Source organism: Aquibacillus albus, from assembly GCF_016908325.1.
GTDB lineage: Bacteria > Bacillota > Bacilli > Bacillales > Amphibacillaceae > Aquibacillus_A > Aquibacillus_A albus.
In genome coordinates this window covers 1-16,906 of the sequence record NZ_JAFBDR010000028.1, presented here as the reverse complement: position 1 = coordinate 16,906, position 16,906 = coordinate 1, and the positions used below count along the sequence as shown (strand labels likewise).

Below are 16,906 nucleotides of genomic sequence, written 5' to 3'. Positions count from 1 at the left end.
ATAGAATGTTAGTGTAACACATCAGGAGGTGTTTTGAATGTATAACAATTTTGCGTTAATCGTCGTGTTGTTCATTCTTCTAATTATCGTGGGTACTTCTTACGTGACTTACTAAGGAAAAGTGTTTAAAAGAGAATCTTAGTCTAGGTATGTTGAAGTAAGAAGAACGTGAGAACCTCAGGGGGTGTTCACATGTATAACAACTTTGCGTTAATTGTTGTGTTGTTCATTCTATTAATAATTGTTGGAACCTCGTATGTAACTTACTAATATAGATGGAATAAATTGAAGGCTATCCGAAATAGGATAGCCTTTCTTCATGGAAAAATTTATTATTTTTAATTAAATATTGAGTTTGGTTACAGACTATAAAGTGAATATTATTTAAAAGAGTATATAACGGACATGTAATAAGGCAATATTAACTAATACTACCGCTAGATCAACATAAGAAAGGAAGATATCAGTCATGGAACAAAAAACTACGATTACGGTTGCCAGAGGAGATGGAATTGGACCTGAAATTATGGATGCCACCCTCAAGGTATTGGAACATGCAGGAGCAAGGATTGAACCTGAATTTATTGATGTTGGAGAGAAGGTTTATTTATCAGGTAATACTTCTGGTGTTCCAGATGAGGCATGGGAATCACTACGGCGTAATAAAGTATTTTTTAAAGGGCCAATTACTACTCCACAAGGTGGAGGCTACAAAAGCTTAAATGTAACGATCCGTAAGACATTGGGCTTGTATGCTAACGTAAGACCAAATGTGTCTTATGATCCGTTTGTCAAAACAAAACACCCTGATATGGACCTTGTTATTATTCGTGAAAACGAAGAGGATTTATATGGAGGAATTGAACATCAGCAAACCCCTGAAGTCGTTCAATGTTTAAAATTAATTACACGACCTGGTACGGAAAAAATTGTTCGGTATGCTTTTGAATACGCAAAAAAAAATAATCGAAAAAAGGTTACATGCTTTACGAAAGATAATATCATGAAGCTGACAGATGGACTTTTCCATAAAGTTTTTGATGAGATTGCAGAAGAGTATCCTGATATCGAAACAGAGCATTGGATCATTGATATTGGAATGGCAAAGCTGGCAGATACGCCACAAGACTTTGATGTAGTTGTCATGCCAAACCTATACGGTGATATTGCATCTGACGTAGCTGCACAAATAACCGGAAGTGTTGGACTTGCTGGTTCAGCCAATATAGGGGACAATGTCGCTATGTTTGAAGCCATTCACGGAAGTGCACCAGACATTGCTGGTAAAGGAATTGCCAATCCATCCGGTTTAATTCATGGTGCGATTATGATGTTGGTTCATATTGGTCAAGCAGAAATAGCAACCAAAATTCATAATGCATGGCTTAAAACGTTAGAAGACGGCGTTAACACAGGGGATATTGCAAAAGGCGGTGCCTCCGTCGGAACAATGGCGTTTGCAGAGGCTGTCATTGAAAGGCTTGGACAAACTCCTACAACCTTCAAGCCAGTAACATATGAAAATGGGCAACCATCCAGACAAGATCAATATAAACTGGCCCCATTGGCTAAAGACCGGAAAAAGCAAGGTGTTGTTCGTCAATTGGATGGTGTAGATGTGTTTTTATTTGATGATCAATTAACCCCTGATGAAATCGGACAAAAGTTAGAATCCATTGCAGGTCCAGAATTCGAATTAGCTGTCATTACTAACCGTGGAGTAAAAGTATATCCGCAAGGCTTTCCTGAAACATTCGCTACTGACCACTGGCGCTGCCGCTTCCAAATAAATAAGGAACAAGAGGCTATAACCAATCAAGATATTATTGGGCTGCTAGATCGAGTTCAACAAGCTGGTTTAGATTTTATAAAAATTGAAAATCTCTATCGCTTTAATGATGAATTGGGCTATTCACTGGGACAAGGTCAATAAGTAATAGTGGAGGATGTCAAAATTTCAGTTTTGACATCCCTTCTCTTTTAAGCTTTATACGTAAGGTTTTTTTTCTGTTTCAGGTTGAACCTGCTATCATCAGTAAAAAAATTCACTGAAATAAACGCGCAAAACATTTTTATGAAAGAAATATTATTTATTAGCTGGTCTAAATAAACAGCATAGTTCCTCTGATAATAAATGATTAACGCTGTTAATATTAATACTATAATAGCTCCATGTTCCCTGTGTTTCCTTTAAAATTAAATCAGCATCCAGTAATATCTTAAGATGATAAGAAAGCTTTGATTGTGCCATATCCATTTTTGGCATTAAATCACCAACCGACATGGAACCGTTCGTTGTTAATACATGCATAATCTGCAAACGCTGTTTGTCAGCTACCGCCTTAAATTTGATTTCATATTTCTCAAATAATTGCTCCAAATAAGCTTCTTGTTCCTTCATCTTATTAACCACGTTTTTCACCCATTTCATTGAAAATCATTCACTATTATTCCCAATCGACGGTTTCATTATTGGATTATATAGGTTTTATGTCTAAATCTTTTATAATATCAAAATAATTTGATTAAGTAGTTGACATTTCCAGAAACTGATTTATAATGAACTTAATCAAAAAAAGTTGATTAATGATAGGTTATAAATCAAAAATAATTGATATTAGGAGTGATCTATGATGTTGTTTAATTCTTATGAGTTAGAAAAAATCCAAGAATTAAGGAGGGAGGAACAAAATCGTACATTTTATGAACCAATACAAACGAAAAAGAAATCAATAGCTAAAAGATTCGTTAGCTTGTTTAAACGGAAACGACCTTCTGTGAGTGAACAACAAGAATGTGGGTGTCTCACTTGTTGTGATTGATACTATATTTATAAAAATAGCAGAGCAAAATGCAAGCCTTAGGATCGTTCGTCATTTTTACACACCCTATAATATAAATCAATTTTTTTGGATTTAATTTACGTTCAGGAGGCAATATGTTTGTTAGATTTGCTAATTATTGGGGCTGGACCTTATAGAATTTCATTAGCTGTACACGCTGAGTATCATCAACTATTGTATAATGATAATTATGAACACTAAAGGTAAAAATCCAAATCAACAGGTAATTTTTGTGTCAATCATTACCGCTTTATGTCTGGCAGGAGACTCTATGCTATATATAGCCTTGCCTGTCTATTGGGGTTCATTTCAAAAGGAAATATTCATACGAAAAGTACTCTTAATTCTAAGCAAAAATATCAAAGATTAATTTTTCGAAAGGAAATCTTACAAGTTCTTATTAGTGGTGCATTAATAGCAATGCTTATTCAAGGTACGTTAACATCTACGATCAGTTTTGCGATTGAATTTCATTTTTCCAAACATTTTTATGTATTTTCATTACTAATCGGTGCGACTTCTTTAGCAGGCTTCTTGCAAGCCATGCGTTGGTCCTGGGAGCCTTTTTTAGCCAGAATGTTTGGGAGTTGGTCAGATGGCCCCAAAGGTCGGTTGCCTCCTTTTTTGATCTCGCTTTGTATTGCATCGTTGGGGTTTATCGGTATCACGTGGAAATTGCCAATCATGATTTGGGTTACATTCCCGTTCATTACTTTATTAGCTGCGACAGCTTTAACTACCCTGATAGATTCGATTGCTGCTGATATGGCGGCTAAAACAGATACCCAAACAGTCATGACGTATCATTCTGTTTCATTAGATCTCGGTGCTGCTTTAGGTCCATTTATTAGCTATATACTAATTGAATTAAACCATGGCTTATATATCACCTATTTTGGCGGAGCTTTTATTTTTATTTGTTTATTTGTTTGGTGGATTTTTGAAGATAGAAGAATAAAGAATTATTTAGATAAATCAAAAATAATTGATGATGAGGTTGGAATTTGATAACATTAATGTAGGAGGTGTGATGAATGAGTATGAAAATGGAAGATGTTTCCTTTGAAAAGACTTTTGAAATATATGAGAAAAAATTTAAGGCTCTTGCTGATAAGCAGAGGTTACGTATTATGAATGAAATTGTGAAGGTGAATAGTATCTGTGTATGTGATTTAACGGAGATTATGGATATGCCTCAATCCAAATTGTCCTATCATTTAAAAATACTCGTTGATGCGAATTTATTAAACAAAGATACAAGCGGAACATGGAGTTACTATTCATTAAATGAAGAAGCGGTGAATCATTTACTTTCAGAAGAGCTTTGTTGTTTGTTTAGGAAGGATGCGAGTATTCCTAAGAATTGTTGTTAAGTTTTAAGTTAATAAATTTTGAAAAGTCATTCTTTTGGGATGGCTTTTTTTATGAAGATAAATGTTAGCCCTCCACTAGTTGATAAATGTTTGAAGAACGCTTGTGTTTTTTAAAAAAAAGCTGAATTTTGTAATTCAAAATAATGGATGATTTAATGATTGAAGGAGAAACGTGTCTAAAAGTGGTTCTGTAAGGTTATAGAAAGTTGAGGTGTAGAAGTATTTTTCCGTATAGTTTGTATTTAATCTCACTTTTTAAATATGGATTTGTTTTAACAGCTTTATAATGAGTACCTACATTTTAGAGAGTGAGATATAATCAATAATCTCCTAAGAATAGATAATGAGCTTGAAGGTGTAAACTCCTAGCAGGGCTTTCCTAGTTTTTCTCTTAGTTATCCTCGTTAAGTAAGTGGATTCTCTCTTCTAGACCAAGAAGAGAAGACATATAACTGAAGACCAGTGGTATCGTGAAAATGAGTGTATTTATATTACCAAAAGTGATAAAAGGTTATTTTACTGCGTCCCCAATTAATGTATTAGTTTTCCTTCCCAAATACTGTGATAAGAACCCAACATCTGTGATAAATGACAACCAAGTAGCCTCCAAATTAATTCCTTTCTAGTATAGTAGTAAAGGAACGACTGTTCACAGCCTCTTCATTAAATCTCAATATCAAAAAAACGTTATACCACTCCGGGTGCGATTTATCATTACCTGGTGTAAAGAATGCATTTTAAGTCATCGGGCTGGGTAATTCTAGAGGTTGTAGTAATCTGGAAAATATAGCTATTAGGAAAAATAGGCTAGCCTATTTTTCCTAATAGCTATAACATAGATGAACAAATTTTTCATTTTCTAATAGGATAATATGACAGAGCAAGTCTATACAGCGTACCATTTAACCACTACTAGTTTTGAACGAATGGCTTCTACAACTTCTAAAAATTGAATTTAAAAAGAATTGAAAACTTCCGGTCAAATTTCAAAGAAAAACATACTCCCAAGATGTAGATTATGATTCACCAGCGATATATAGGATATCTATTTGGATACGTTAACAGTAGATGATAAAGCTCGTAACGCCATAGTAAAACATTTCAATTGAAAAAAATGGTATTTTTCTACCATGAGTAATAATCAGGTTATTACACTATTGTTTAAATTTGGTTATATCATTTACGATGACTGTTTTTAGAAAGAAAACAATTTCTAATAGTCTAGTAAGTAGCTTCTTTTTTAAAAGATTTTATGAGGTGAATGTAGTGAATAAACCATATATACAAATCGGTAACAGAAAAATTGGTGAGGAATATGCCCCTTTAGTTATAGCCGAGATTGGCATTAATCATGAAGGTAGTTTAGAGGTTGCTAAGGAAATGGTTGATGCTGCATATAGTTCAGGTGCAGAAATCATTAAACACCAAACGCATGTAATTGAAGATGAAATGAGTAAAGAGGCAAAGAGAGTTATCCCAGGAAATACGGATGTCTCAATATATGATGTTATGTCTAAGTGTGCATTAAATGAAAAGGATGAAATTGCTCTAAAAGACTATGTCGAGTCTAAGGGTATGATTTATTTAAGTACTCCATTCTCAAGAAAGGCTGCTAATCGCTTAGAAAGAATGGGTGTATCAGCTTATAAAGTAGGATCAGGGGAATGCAATAATTATCCTTTAATTGAGCATATTGCTTCTTATGGTAAGCCAATGATTGTTTCAACTGGTATGAATGATATTAGTAGCATTAATAAGACAGTTGAAATATTAGAAAATTACAATATCCAGTTCGCATTACTTCATTGTACTAATTTATATCCAACCCCACCATCTTTAGTAAGATTAGGGGGAATGCAGGAATTACAGGATACGTTTCCTAATGCAGTGATTGGTTTGTCTGATCATACAGCTAATAATAATGCATGTCTTGCTGCTACTGCTTTAGGAGCATCAATATTAGAAAGACATTTTACAGATTCCAAGAACAGAACAGGTCCAGACATCTTATGCTCGATGGATCCTAAGGAGCTTAAAGACTTAATAGAAGGAAGTAGTGAGATTGCTCAAATGAGAGGTGGGAAAAAAGAACCTACTAAAGAGGAGCAAGTAACTATTAATTTTGCATTTGCAACTGTTGTTGCAATCCAAGATATTAAAGCTGGTGAGATTCTTTCTGAAGAAAATATATGGGTGAAAAGACCTGGTATAGGGGAAATAAAGGCAGAACATTATAAGTCAATAATCGGTAAAAAAGTAATTAAAGACATTTCGAATGACGAACATTTAAGCTGGAATGACATCGAGAGATGAAAATGGAGCGTAAAAAAATGAAGAAAATTCTTTTTTTAACAGGTACAAGAGCGGACTACGGAAAGATTAAATCTCTAATGAAAAAGGTTGAAAATAGCAAAAAGCTTGAACTCTATATCTTTGTAACAGGAATGCATATGCTGTCAAAGTATGGTTCTACATGGAAAGAATTAGAGAAAGATAACTTTAAAAATATCTATCATTTTGTTAATCAAAAAAACGATTCTCATATGGATTCTGCTTTTAGTTATACAATATTAGGATTAAGTAATTATGTTAATGAGCTAAAACCAGATATGGTTGTGGTTCATGGAGATAGGTTAGAGGCATTAGCTGGAGCTATTGTAGGAGCGTTTAATAATATAAAAGTTGCTCATATTGAGGGAGGAGAAGTTTCAGGAACAATTGATGAGTCTATCAGGCATGCAATTACAAAATTTTCTCATGTGCATTTAGTAAGTAACGAAGAGGCTAAAAGGAGAATTATGCAATTAGGTGAGAATGAAGGAAACGTGTTTATAATTGGTTCTCCTGATATAGATATAATGATTTCAGATAATTTACCTGAATTGAATGACACTAAGAAACGGTATGATATTTTATTTGAAAATTATGCAATTTTAATGTATCACCCCGTAACGACTGAGATTGATAAATTACAAGTAAATATTAAAAGTTTAGTAGATGCCCTTTTAGAATCAGAGAAAAATTATATAGTGATATATCCTAATAATGATGAAGGAAGCAAAGTAATATTAAGTGAATATAAAAGATTTGAAAGAAATAATCATTTCAAATTATACCCATCCTTGAGGTTTGAACATTTTTTAACCTTATTAAAACACTGTGATTTTATGATAGGAAATTCTAGTGCGGGTATAAGAGAAGCTGGTGTATATGGGCGTCCGTCTATAGATATAGGTAATAGGCAAAAACACAGGTATAATGTAAATAGTGTAAACAACATTATTCATGTAAGTGATAGCAAAACAGAGATACTAAATGCTATTAATAAAATTAATGGATTGAATATAAAATCTACGAAAGTTTTTGGTGATGGGAAAAGTGATGAGAAATTTATTGAAATTTTAGAAGATCAAGCCATTTGGGATTTGGAAATACAGAAAAGCTTTATTGATGTTGAATGTTAAGGTGGTAATACTATGTATTTTGGAAAAACATTTATGGCTATAATTCCAGCAAGAGGTGGAAGTAAGGGTATCCCTAAAAAGAACTTAACTCTTGTAGATGGAAAACCACTTATCCAATATACTATAGATGAGGCAAAGCAATCAAAATACTTGGATACGGTAATTGTTTCTACAGATGACCAGGAGATTGCAAATGTCTCAAAAGAATGCGGGGTAGCTGTTCCGTTCTTAAGACCAAAATCTTTAGCAAGTGATAATTCTAAAACAATAGATGCAATAATTTATACAATTAACAAGTTGACTCAAAATGGAAATGATTACGATTATGTTGTTTTATTACAACCTACGCAACCTTTGAGAAAATATTGGCATATAGATGGTGCAATTGAAAAAATTATTAATAAGAATGTTGATAGTTTAGTAAGTGTTTCAGAGGTAAAAGATCATCCTAGTTTGATTAGGACAATTAATAATGATGAAATACTTGGCAATTTGATTAACATAAATAGTACCATTAGAAGGCAAGATTTTCCTGTGTATTATAAAGTAAATGGAGCAATTTATATAAATAAATTAAATGAAAAGTTTAGTAGTAATACAAGTCTAAATGATAATAAATTGGCTTATATAATGGATCGTTCTTATGATTTAGATATAGATGAGCCAATAGATTTAGAATTATTTAAATTACTGATTAAATAAAAAGAGTTTTACCTAATTAACCTTGCAATTTCTATCCTCTCAAGTGCTTTACTTTACCGCTACCGTTAGGCTATAACGGAAATTTATAATAAGTTACGTTTTTACTTTTTACCTTAAACTTGAAGAAGAGTTTTCTATTATGAATTTTCAGTGAGTTATTTATGGTGGTAATAATTGTGATCATTTTTAACTGACACCATTACCAAATGTGGAGAAGGCTGAAAATTTTTACAACAAAAATAGTAAAGCAAAAATTTGTTTATCACATTACTGTGTAGCCCCTGAAAAAGCTTTCCCAGATACTAAAAGAAGAGTAGAGTATGTTAAGAATTATACAAATATTCATTCAAAATATTATTATGCTCTTTATATGGGAGTTTTAATTATTTACTGTAGAATTCTGTAACAGATGGACACTCTGATAAATTTGTGACCAAATTTTAGTTGTAATTATAGTTGTTTTAGAAATTTTCAATCTTAAATTTAATATATCTTAAAAAGGAAAATTCAAAGGATGAGAATATGAAAAATATAAGAGCTTTGCATATAGCGAGTTTTAATGGGAATATTGGTGATAATGCTAATCATAATGGTTTCAGGAATAGATTAAAGGAAATATTTTACTGTGCAATAGAATATGATGAAATTGAAATTAGGGAATTTTATCAGTCTTGGAATATTAGAAATTTTAATAGCTCGGAATTTATAGACTTATGTAATAGCTATGATCTAGTAATCATTGGTGGTGGTAATTTTTTTGAATTGAAATGGGATTACTCTTATACAGGCACGACAATAAATATAAGAAGTGAGTCTCTAAATAAAATAGATACACCTATTCTGTTCAATGGGGTAGGTTGTGATATAGCTAAAGGTGCTAGCGAGAGTGCAATTAGCAAATTTAAATCTTTTCTAGAAATTATAACGAATGATAATAAGTATTTAGTAAGTGTAAGAAATGATGGCTCATATGAAACTATTAAAAAATTATATGGAGACAGATATTCTGATAAAATATATAGGGTTCCAGATGGAGCCTTTTTCTTGGAAACAAAGAAGTTTGACTTTCCAGAGTTAAATAATAGTCTAAAGTCCATTGGAATTAATATTGTGTCTGATATGAAGGATATTAGGTTTAATAAAGAATTAAAAGATGGAATTGAATATAATGATTTCATTAATAGTATTTCCGAAGAGTTGAATACTTTTTTAAAAATAAACAGTGATTATCAAATCATATTATTTCCTCATATATATAGTGATTTAAATGCAATTAATAATTTGCTGGAACAAATAGATGATAGATATAGAAGGACTAGAATTGTTATAGCACCTTGTTTGACTGGATCGGGTTCTGAGGAGTATATATTTGGGCTTTATAAGGAATGTGAACTTATATTGGGTATGAGGTTTCATAGTAATGTGTGTTCTATTGCTCAAAACATTCCTACAATAGCTCTCAGTAGTTATAAAAAAATTATTGATTTGTATAAAGAATTAAATTTATCCGATAGAGTTATTGAAATAAATAAAAAAGGATTTCAAAAAGAATTAAGTGAACAAGTGAAATATACTATTATAAATAAAGAAGATATTAAATTAAGGTATAAAATGATAAATGAAAATGTGAAAAATGAAAGTACTGATTTTTACAAAAAGATTAAGGAATGGACAGAGGAAAATGGTTTAGGATAAGTTTAATAAAGTAAAATGATTTGAATTCAATTAATATTTGTGTTTACATTATTGTGCAAAATGGTGAATGCTTCAAACAGCAAATAACAATAACTCAACTTTTGCACATAGAAAAAAGTGTTCAGTTTAACAAGCTGTAAGGCCTGTTTCCGTATAATATGGTCATTGACAAGTGAAATATGCATAAAAAAAATCCTCAACATTTGCTATAGTGTTATTGACTAGGAAACGCTACCATATACAGAAGAAGTGTCTCCTATGTGATAGCGAATAATGACCAAAATAATCAACTACCAAATGAACTTTCTTCAACCTTTAAGCGTCAAAACGCCCACACCTTTGAAGTATATGTGGGCTAAAGTATACTGTTATTAAGACTTAGAAACTGGACTGTATTTCGCAATTGAAAATTGAACCATTTCGCAACTAATTTTGAACCACCTAAAATTTGAGGGAATTCACAAACTTTGGGGAGGTATTTTTATTACTGCGTAGGATTGACATGGAGCCTCTACGGGCATGACTTCTTTGCGAAAGCGTGCAGGAGGAAAGAATTTCGCACTCCAACCAGGATATCATGCCCGCCTCTCCATATAAATCCAATTAATTTTTACGGTAAGTAAAATTCACAAACTTGAAGTGGCTCAATTTTAAGTTGTCATGTGGTTCACTTTTCATGTGCTATAAACACTGGACTTTGACAATGATCAGGAATAGCTGAAAACCAAGGTAGTAATTTATCAACTGCCTCCACATTTGAAGTATCAATATTTGGAAGCTGTTCAAATAGATATTTAAGAAACCCGAATGGCTGAAGTCCATTCTCTTTAGCTGTCTGGATAATATTATATACAATGGCACTATATTTAGCACCTTTTACTGCATTGCTAAATAAGAAATTCTTTCTTTTATGTTCTTAAATACGTAAAAGAAAAAATTGGCTTTTCGCTAATACCTCAAAAGGAGCTAAATCAAGTGCTATTATCTTTAGTGTGATAGAGACAGAGACAGCGAAGGAAAATGGATTAAATCCATTTCAATACCTTACTTATTTATTTGAGAAGCTACCCAACCTGGATACGAATAATAAAAGTGAACTAGAGCAGCTGCTTCCTTGGTCATCAAATATTCCAGCAGAATAACACGTTCCTAATAAAACTAAATAAATCATAACATTAGTCCACATCTAAGGTAAGGTGTGGACTATTTTACGCTTACGATTTATACGGGTGACCATGTGGGCATTGTTTGACGCTTACATCAAAAGAGTTACATGTGTTTAAACATCTCAGAAATGCAGGTATCACAAAGTCTGTCGGTTTTTCTTGTGCCTATCTTTTCCAACTCATTTTTTGTTTGATCTTTGAAAATAAAAAATGGTATCAAACGTTTAATAGTAAAAAATCTACTGATTTTCCAGCGAAGGATGCGGTCTATCGTTTCTTTAATCAGTCTACCTTTGGATAGAGAAGGTTTTTACTGTTCATTAACGCTCATACCATTGGAAAAGTAACAAAGATCACGAATTCTGATCGCCCTAAAGTACTGATATTAGATGATTCTTCGTATGATAGAAGTCGTAGTAAATCAGTTGAATTACTGTCCGTTGTTTTGACTACGGATTAAAAAAATACGTTTTTATAAAGATTTCGTATGCTTATGCTTGGTTGGTCAGATGGTGCAACTTTCATCCTTGTGGACTTTTTTTATAAAGCTCAAAGAAAATCCAAATTAACAGCATTTCATCAAAAGTTGATATACGTAGCTCAGGCTATAAACGCAGAGTAGAAACGCTACAAACTGCACCAGAACAAATACCTGGTATGGTCGATCGTGCCATGAATGTATTGATGCTTCTTATGTGCTGATGGATTCTTGGTACACTTATCAGCCTCTCTTTAAAAATATTTAGGATCAAGTATTTGATGTCATTGGTATGGTAAAGAACTTAAAGCAACGGTATATCGTGAATGATAAACGTGTGAGCTTTAAAGAACTTTACTGTTTAGCGAACCTAACCACTGGTAAAAAATCATACTTCGTTCTATTCCATATCACCCAAGCGAATGGTGTGCCTATTAAAGTTGTCTTTGTTCTCAATCGCAATAAAAAAAGTGAGTGGTTAGCGATTTTAATTACAGACTGTACACTAATTGTCCAAAAGTTGAGATATTGAAGTCTTTTCAAAACAACAAAATCTCTTTTGCTGTAATGATTATTAAATCTACTTCTACTTGTTTGCCTATTTCTATTGTGGTATCATTTTTTGTTTTGCAATCTTGCTATGGTTTTTGTTGTTTCTACTTCAAAGCCTTTTAATCTTTAAAAACTTGATCTAGTTAAAATGCCTTTTTTATCAAACCTCCTCATAAATTGTAACAACAGCATTAGTTGAAACATATTTAAATTATTAGAGTAGGAATTTAATATATTTTAGAAACTAAGAGAATTCAGATAAAAAGGAATAGTGGTGTGGGAAGTTTGTTATTAGTAATAGTACCTCTGTAGGGGAATTAACATCTGTTAAGGAAATAGCTTCATTAGAGTTAGAACAAATTAAAATCCTATCTGCATGTAATAATCATTTGTTAAGTTGATTATGAGACCCACTATCATGGAGAATTCAACATTTCCTTTGGAATGACAACACACGAAAAAGAAAGGATTGTTGACTTCTTTCAAGATAAAGGGCGTAACAAAGCCTTAATTATCTATAGTTGTACATCAGGTTACCCTGTTCCTTTTGAAGATATAGCTTTTTTAGAAATTACTAGTATAAAAGAGAAGCTTGGAACAAGAGTTAAAGAAATAGGGTTTTCAGGTCACCATTTAGGAATTGCAGTAGGTGTAGATGCTTATATATTAGGGTCCTAATACAATCGAAAGAAACTATACTTTAGAAAAACTTGGAAGGGCATAATCATGCTGCATCATTAGAACCTGATGGAATGAGAATTTTAAAAAGATTTAATTGTTACAAATAAATCTTTAGCCTATAAGAAAGAAGTAATCTTAGATATTGAAAAAATACAAAGAACTAATTTAAAAGAGTACACTATTCTAGCAAAAAACAGGTATTTTTTTGCAAAGTAGAACGGATATTTCCACGTTATTTTTCTTAGTAATTTCCAATCGGGATACCCTGCTAATGTGAAAGCGAAGTAATGTGGAAGTTCACAAAACTAAAGTATGGGGAGAGATATTCTTGGAAAGCAGAATAAATAGAAGAATGTTATTTAAAAATCTAGTAAGTAAAGTGAAAATGGGGACTGAAGAAGCCTTTCAGTCAGGAATCTCGATGTTAAATGATATATTAAACAGTAACTTAGAAAACTACAAGGGTTTACCAGAAAATTATATGAATATTCTACTAAAATCGATTGAAGAGAGGCATAATTTTAAAAACTATAACATTAATTATTCTAACACTCTTGTTAAAAGTACATTAAGACTAGACGCAAAATTATTGCCTTCATCTAGATGGAACCATTTGATGTTCTTATGTATTAACAGCGGTTTATTTAAGGTTGCTAATATAGCACGAACGAAAGCTATTCAAAGTGCATATCAAGCGTTAGGTAATACAAAGAACGATGAAACATTAATACAATCCTTTAAATTATATATTGATCAAGGTGATCTGGATAATGCCAATAATACTCTTCTAAGTTTAAAGAAAAGTTCACTAGAAAAGTCATTTTTAAATAGAATGGAAATTTTCTATTCTATATTAAATGGAGATAAAAAACGAACAAATAAATTGAGTAAGACGCATTTTTCAGAGCAAGATCAGGCATTTTTTAATTATGTAAATGGTAAATCCGTAGCTATTGTTGGACCTGCACCTGTAGAGGAGGATTTATCAGATGAGATTAATTCTTTTGATATTGTGGTTAGGTTCAATTATACAGGAGATAACCACTTACCAAGCAAAGGGTTTGGTAATAGAACGGATGTTTCGTATTATAATGCCTTTAAGGCAAAGAAATTAAGTAAGCTGGATAATACTGACTTTTTTGATGAATTAGACTTTATGTGTTTTAAAACTATTATGTATAGTTTTCAGAATAAATTGAAATCTGCTCATAAAGGCAGAGTGATTAGGTCACCTAAACAATTTTTATTAAATGGTAGTCCAAATCAACTTCCTAATGCCTTATTTGATATTCTCCATTTCAATCCGAAATTTGTAAAGGTTTTCCACAATAACTTATATCTTTCAAATACACCCCATTATAATGGTTATCATGAGCAACGAAAAGAAAACCGTAGATTATGGTTTTCATTTGCTGTACATGAATTTGTTACACAATTTAATTTTTTAAAAAATCTTTGGGAAATGAAGCAATTTACCGCAGACAAAACACTTGAATCGGTACTAAATTTAACTCCAGAAAAATATGTTGAATTAATGGAAGAAATATATGTCGACCCATATTTAGATAAATAATTTAAATCTAGAGTAGGTAAGTAAGTAAGTGTGAAATAATCCCCAACTGTTATCAGATGGGGATTTGATATATCATTTATTTAGATTGATTTGAAACGCGCCATTCTTCTGGATTTATCGGTGACCAAAGTAGAAGCTGATCTATTTCACTATCATCTTTCGAATCAATGTTGGACTGCTTTTCAAATAAATAAGAAAGTTACTTAAATGGATTCATGCTATTTTCTTTTGATGTGTCAAAAACAATATATATATAATGGCGCTTGAATCTCGCCACTTTTTAGGTATTATGAAAAGCCAATTTTGTTTATGTGTTTAAGTACATAAAAGAAATGCAAATCAATATTTTTGAAAAACATCTTGCCAAGAAAGGTTATTCCAATCTTGCTATTGAACAGTATCATCGAAAAGTTAAGGAATTTTTAAAATGCAAAGATGTATATTCTGTCCAAAGGATAGATCATGAGGAATTAAAGGAAGTTATAATATTTAGCGAATACTGTTTCATACGCATGCAAAATATCTTGCTTTATTAGATGGTCATACATCCAATTTTAAATAAGTGTAAGCCATATATTCGCACCATAGATCATCCCCAATTGTGACAACGTTACGCCAAGATGAGCTAGTTGTTTTCTCTTGTCGATACAGTGGCATGCTCTCTACATATTTTTGATTCATAATATACACCATTGTTGACGGAGATGCTATACTTCCTGGATAGACAGAAACTTGCATATCTGCTGTACCATTAGTTGTTTCCATTTTGTGACGTTCACAATGGCGACAACTATATACATAATTCACATATTCTACTACCTTCACTTGGGCAGGAATAACTTTGAGTTCACGGCGTACTTCCGTACTCATTTCATGTAATGGCCCACCGCAACACGAGCAAACCTGATCCTCTTCAGATAATCGGTACTCAACTTTTTTCCGTAGACAGGTTTTCAAGGTTAGGCTCATGATGAACTTGTGTTTTCTTTCTTTTATATGTGATTGTTTCGATAGTTGATTTTTCAACAGTAGAATTTTCAGTAACTTCAGCTTCGTTAAATCGTGATAATTCTATTTGGTATGGATTTTTTATCACTCGAAGCTCCAAACTGACATTGCTGGCTTAGGCGGAATTGTTATCATACGACTTTATTTTTAGTTGTCAGTTCCGCATTTTGCTATTCAAGTAACTCTAATTAAGTCTCTAATTCTTCAGTTTTCTAGGTTGAGGTAGTAGTTGTTGTATTTTTCATAAATTTAGTGTACGAAAAAAAGAACTCAACTTGACTAGTCGAATTCTTTATTTAATAGACTTTATTTTATAAAATGTTATGAGCTTTCACCTCTGGAACTTGTTTAGATGGATAGGTAATCCATATAATAACCTTATTCCGACCAAAAGATTATTCTGACTTTTTATTTCGGGTAGCTTTTTATATTAGACCTGATAATAACATTTGAAGAGGGATCGTAGTGGAAAATAATTCCGTAGGAAACAAAGTTTTATCTAAAATCTCAATTAGTGACTTTATTTCACTATTTGAAGATGAAATGAAAAATCTTGATTGTTGTCATGATACTATCTATGAAAGGATTTTAATGATCAAGCGGGCTTATTCTGGTAATACACGTGTAATTGATGAAGAGGAAGTGTATTCATCGGAAAAACTTTACAGCTGGCTTAGTATGGTGAAAAAAGCCAGACTAGCTACAGGAAATATATAACATGAACAGTATCTGAACATGCAGAATACAGTTGATTTTTGCGAAGAATTATATCATTGTGGCAGGATAGAACGAAAAGATAGGAACCGAAAATATACGAAGTATATTTCTGAATGCTATAAAGAGCTACAAAATGAATATTTACCAACCATTATAAAACCCTACAGGTTACAACTAGTTTAATAAACTGTAGGACTTTACTTTATCATGATGTTGTTAATTAGAGTTGTTTTTGAAATACTTCATGATTATTTTTTTGACCCCTCACAAAAATCCTGTTCAATCCAAGTATGGGGGAACGGTTCTTTTCCATAGACATTCAAAAGTTTTGTATTTAGTTCCACCAGGAACGGATACCATTGATTGTATCCAGCCAAATAAAAGTACTCTTCTGTTTTCTTTAGGTCCTCTTTAGTCATAATTTCCATATTAGATTTCCTTACCTAAACTATGTCGTTCTCGCATAGAAATCTGTCCATCTATCAATATTTGATTTTACAGACAATAAAATAGCTTCTTACGTCTTTGTAAATAAGAAGGGCCGAAAGAAAAGAAGCATTTGTGACCGTCAAGTAAAATTGAACACTTTTTGCTAATTAATTTTGTACAGTTTGTTCCTCAAATATAGATTCGCGGGTCTTCATACGATAGCTT

The 16,906-nt window shown here is 32.2% G+C and carries 15 protein-coding genes and 3 pseudogenes; 15 read left to right on the top strand and 3 right to left on the bottom strand.

Annotated elements, in window-relative coordinates; all coding sequences use genetic code 11:
* Positions 1 to 37 precede the first annotated feature (37 nt).
* The 3 genes from JOC48_RS18290 to JOC48_RS18280 all read left to right on the top strand — a co-directional run bounded on the left by JOC48_RS18290 (position 38) and on the right by JOC48_RS18280 (position 1,933).
* Positions 38 to 115 carry a YjcZ family sporulation protein gene (locus JOC48_RS18290; protein WP_204501894.1) on the top strand — a complete coding sequence of 26 codons (78 nt, stop codon included), beginning with the start codon at positions 38 to 40 and terminating at the stop codon, positions 113 to 115.
* A gap of 77 nt (positions 116 to 192) precedes the next feature.
* Positions 193 to 270, top strand: coding sequence for a YjcZ family sporulation protein (locus tag JOC48_RS18285; protein WP_204501894.1), 78 nt, complete (start codon positions 193 to 195; stop codon positions 268 to 270).
* 199 nt (positions 271 to 469) lie between these two features.
* Positions 470 to 1,933, top strand: coding sequence for an NADP-dependent isocitrate dehydrogenase (locus tag JOC48_RS18280; protein WP_204501855.1), 1,464 nt, complete (start codon positions 470 to 472; stop codon positions 1,931 to 1,933).
* Positions 1,934 to 2,086: 153 nt separating this feature from the next.
* On the opposite strand, the gene JOC48_RS18275 is transcribed toward JOC48_RS18280, so the two are convergent.
* Entirely contained in the window at positions 2,087 to 2,431 is a 345-nt protein-coding gene (locus tag JOC48_RS18275; RefSeq protein ID WP_420829231.1) for an ArsR/SmtB family transcription factor, read from the bottom strand.
* 511 nt (positions 2,432 to 2,942) lie between these two features.
* Here JOC48_RS18275 and JOC48_RS21390 point away from each other — a divergent pair.
* From JOC48_RS21390 to JOC48_RS18245, 7 genes are all read left to right on the top strand, one after another.
* Complete coding sequence (locus JOC48_RS21390; RefSeq protein ID WP_239584472.1) at positions 2,943 to 3,044, top strand: lysine N(6)-hydroxylase/L-ornithine N(5)-oxygenase family protein; 102 nt, start codon at positions 2,943 to 2,945, stop codon at positions 3,042 to 3,044.
* 51 nt (positions 3,045 to 3,095) lie between these two features.
* Positions 3,096 to 3,851: an MFS transporter gene (locus JOC48_RS18270; protein WP_204501854.1), complete on the top strand. Its 756-nt coding sequence runs from the start codon at positions 3,096 to 3,098 to the stop codon at positions 3,849 to 3,851.
* Positions 3,852 to 3,877: 26 nt separating this feature from the next.
* Positions 3,878 to 4,216, top strand: coding sequence for an ArsR/SmtB family transcription factor (locus tag JOC48_RS18265; protein WP_275580777.1), 339 nt, complete (start codon positions 3,878 to 3,880; stop codon positions 4,214 to 4,216).
* Positions 4,217 to 5,482: 1,266 nt separating this feature from the next.
* Positions 5,483 to 6,529: an N-acetylneuraminate synthase gene (gene neuB, locus JOC48_RS18260; RefSeq protein WP_338024346.1), complete on the top strand. Its 1,047-nt coding sequence runs from the start codon at positions 5,483 to 5,485 to the stop codon at positions 6,527 to 6,529.
* A gap of 2 nt (positions 6,530 to 6,531) precedes the next feature.
* The gene (gene neuC / locus JOC48_RS18255) at positions 6,532 to 7,680 is read left to right on the top strand and encodes a UDP-N-acetylglucosamine 2-epimerase (RefSeq protein WP_275580776.1); all 1,149 of its coding nucleotides are present in this window, start codon (positions 6,532 to 6,534) and stop codon (positions 7,678 to 7,680) included.
* A 12-nt stretch (positions 7,681 to 7,692) separates the two neighbouring features.
* Entirely contained in the window at positions 7,693 to 8,382 is a 690-nt protein-coding gene (locus tag JOC48_RS18250; RefSeq protein WP_204501853.1) for an acylneuraminate cytidylyltransferase family protein, read from the top strand.
* A 522-nt stretch (positions 8,383 to 8,904) separates the two neighbouring features.
* Positions 8,905 to 10,077 (top strand): polysaccharide pyruvyl transferase family protein, encoded by a 1,173-nt coding sequence (locus JOC48_RS18245; RefSeq protein WP_204501852.1) that lies wholly within the window; start codon positions 8,905 to 8,907, stop codon positions 10,075 to 10,077.
* Between the two features lie 667 nt (positions 10,078 to 10,744).
* Here the strand turns inward: JOC48_RS18245 and JOC48_RS18240 are convergent.
* The gene (locus JOC48_RS18240; RefSeq protein WP_338024348.1) at positions 10,745 to 10,918 is read right to left on the bottom strand and encodes a transposase domain-containing protein; all 174 of its coding nucleotides are present in this window, start codon (positions 10,916 to 10,918) and stop codon (positions 10,745 to 10,747) included.
* Positions 10,919 to 11,006: 88 nt separating this feature from the next.
* Between JOC48_RS18240 and JOC48_RS18235 the strand changes: the two are divergent.
* The 4 genes and pseudogenes from JOC48_RS18235 to JOC48_RS18220 all read left to right on the top strand — a co-directional run.
* A pseudogene (locus tag JOC48_RS18235) lies at positions 11,007 to 11,219 on the top strand (transposase domain-containing protein); the annotation flags it as partial.
* A 106-nt stretch (positions 11,220 to 11,325) separates the two neighbouring features.
* Positions 11,326 to 12,244, top strand: a pseudogene (locus JOC48_RS21800) (IS4 family transposase); the annotation flags it as partial.
* 461 nt (positions 12,245 to 12,705) lie between these two features.
* Positions 12,706 to 12,951, top strand: coding sequence for an N-acetylneuraminate synthase family protein (locus JOC48_RS18225; protein ID WP_338024347.1), 246 nt, complete (start codon positions 12,706 to 12,708; stop codon positions 12,949 to 12,951).
* Between the two features lie 331 nt (positions 12,952 to 13,282).
* On the top strand, positions 13,283 to 14,527 hold the full coding sequence (locus tag JOC48_RS18220) for a hypothetical protein (RefSeq protein ID WP_204501850.1): 1,245 nt from the start codon (positions 13,283 to 13,285) through the stop codon (positions 14,525 to 14,527).
* Between the two features lie 557 nt (positions 14,528 to 15,084).
* On the opposite strand, the pseudogene JOC48_RS18215 reads toward JOC48_RS18220, so the two are convergent.
* A pseudogene (locus tag JOC48_RS18215) lies at positions 15,085 to 15,663 on the bottom strand (transposase); the annotation flags it as partial.
* A 337-nt stretch (positions 15,664 to 16,000) separates the two neighbouring features.
* On the opposite strand from JOC48_RS18215, the gene JOC48_RS18210 reads away from it, so the two are divergent.
* On the top strand, positions 16,001 to 16,252 hold the full coding sequence (locus JOC48_RS18210) for a hypothetical protein (RefSeq protein ID WP_204501848.1): 252 nt from the start codon (positions 16,001 to 16,003) through the stop codon (positions 16,250 to 16,252).
* The last annotated feature ends 654 nt before the right edge of the window (positions 16,253 to 16,906 follow it).

What these genes read in the sequence shown, in the direction of transcription:
- JOC48_RS18250 (WP_204501853.1), top strand. Translation starts at nt 7,693, where the DNA reads ATGTATTTTGGAAAAACATTTATGGCTATAATTCCAGCAAGAGGTGGA.
- JOC48_RS18245 (WP_204501852.1), top strand. Translation starts at nt 8,905, where the DNA reads ATGAAAAATATAAGAGCTTTGCATATAGCGAGTTTTAATGGGAATATT.
- JOC48_RS18280 (WP_204501855.1), top strand. Translation starts at nt 470, where the DNA reads ATGGAACAAAAAACTACGATTACGGTTGCCAGAGGAGATGGAATTGGA.
- JOC48_RS18265 (WP_275580777.1), top strand. Translation starts at nt 3,878, where the DNA reads ATGAGTATGAAAATGGAAGATGTTTCCTTTGAAAAGACTTTTGAAATA.
- neuC (WP_275580776.1), top strand. Translation starts at nt 6,532, where the DNA reads ATGGAGCGTAAAAAAATGAAGAAAATTCTTTTTTTAACAGGTACAAGA.
- JOC48_RS18285 (WP_204501894.1), top strand. Translation starts at nt 193, where the DNA reads ATGTATAACAACTTTGCGTTAATTGTTGTGTTGTTCATTCTATTAATA.
- JOC48_RS18290 (WP_204501894.1), top strand. Translation starts at nt 38, where the DNA reads ATGTATAACAATTTTGCGTTAATCGTCGTGTTGTTCATTCTTCTAATT.
- JOC48_RS18275 (WP_420829231.1), bottom strand. Translation starts at nt 2,431, where the DNA reads ATGAAATGGGTGAAAAACGTGGTTAATAAGATGAAGGAACAAGAAGCT.
- JOC48_RS18270 (WP_204501854.1), top strand. Translation starts at nt 3,096, where the DNA reads ATGTCTGGCAGGAGACTCTATGCTATATATAGCCTTGCCTGTCTATTG.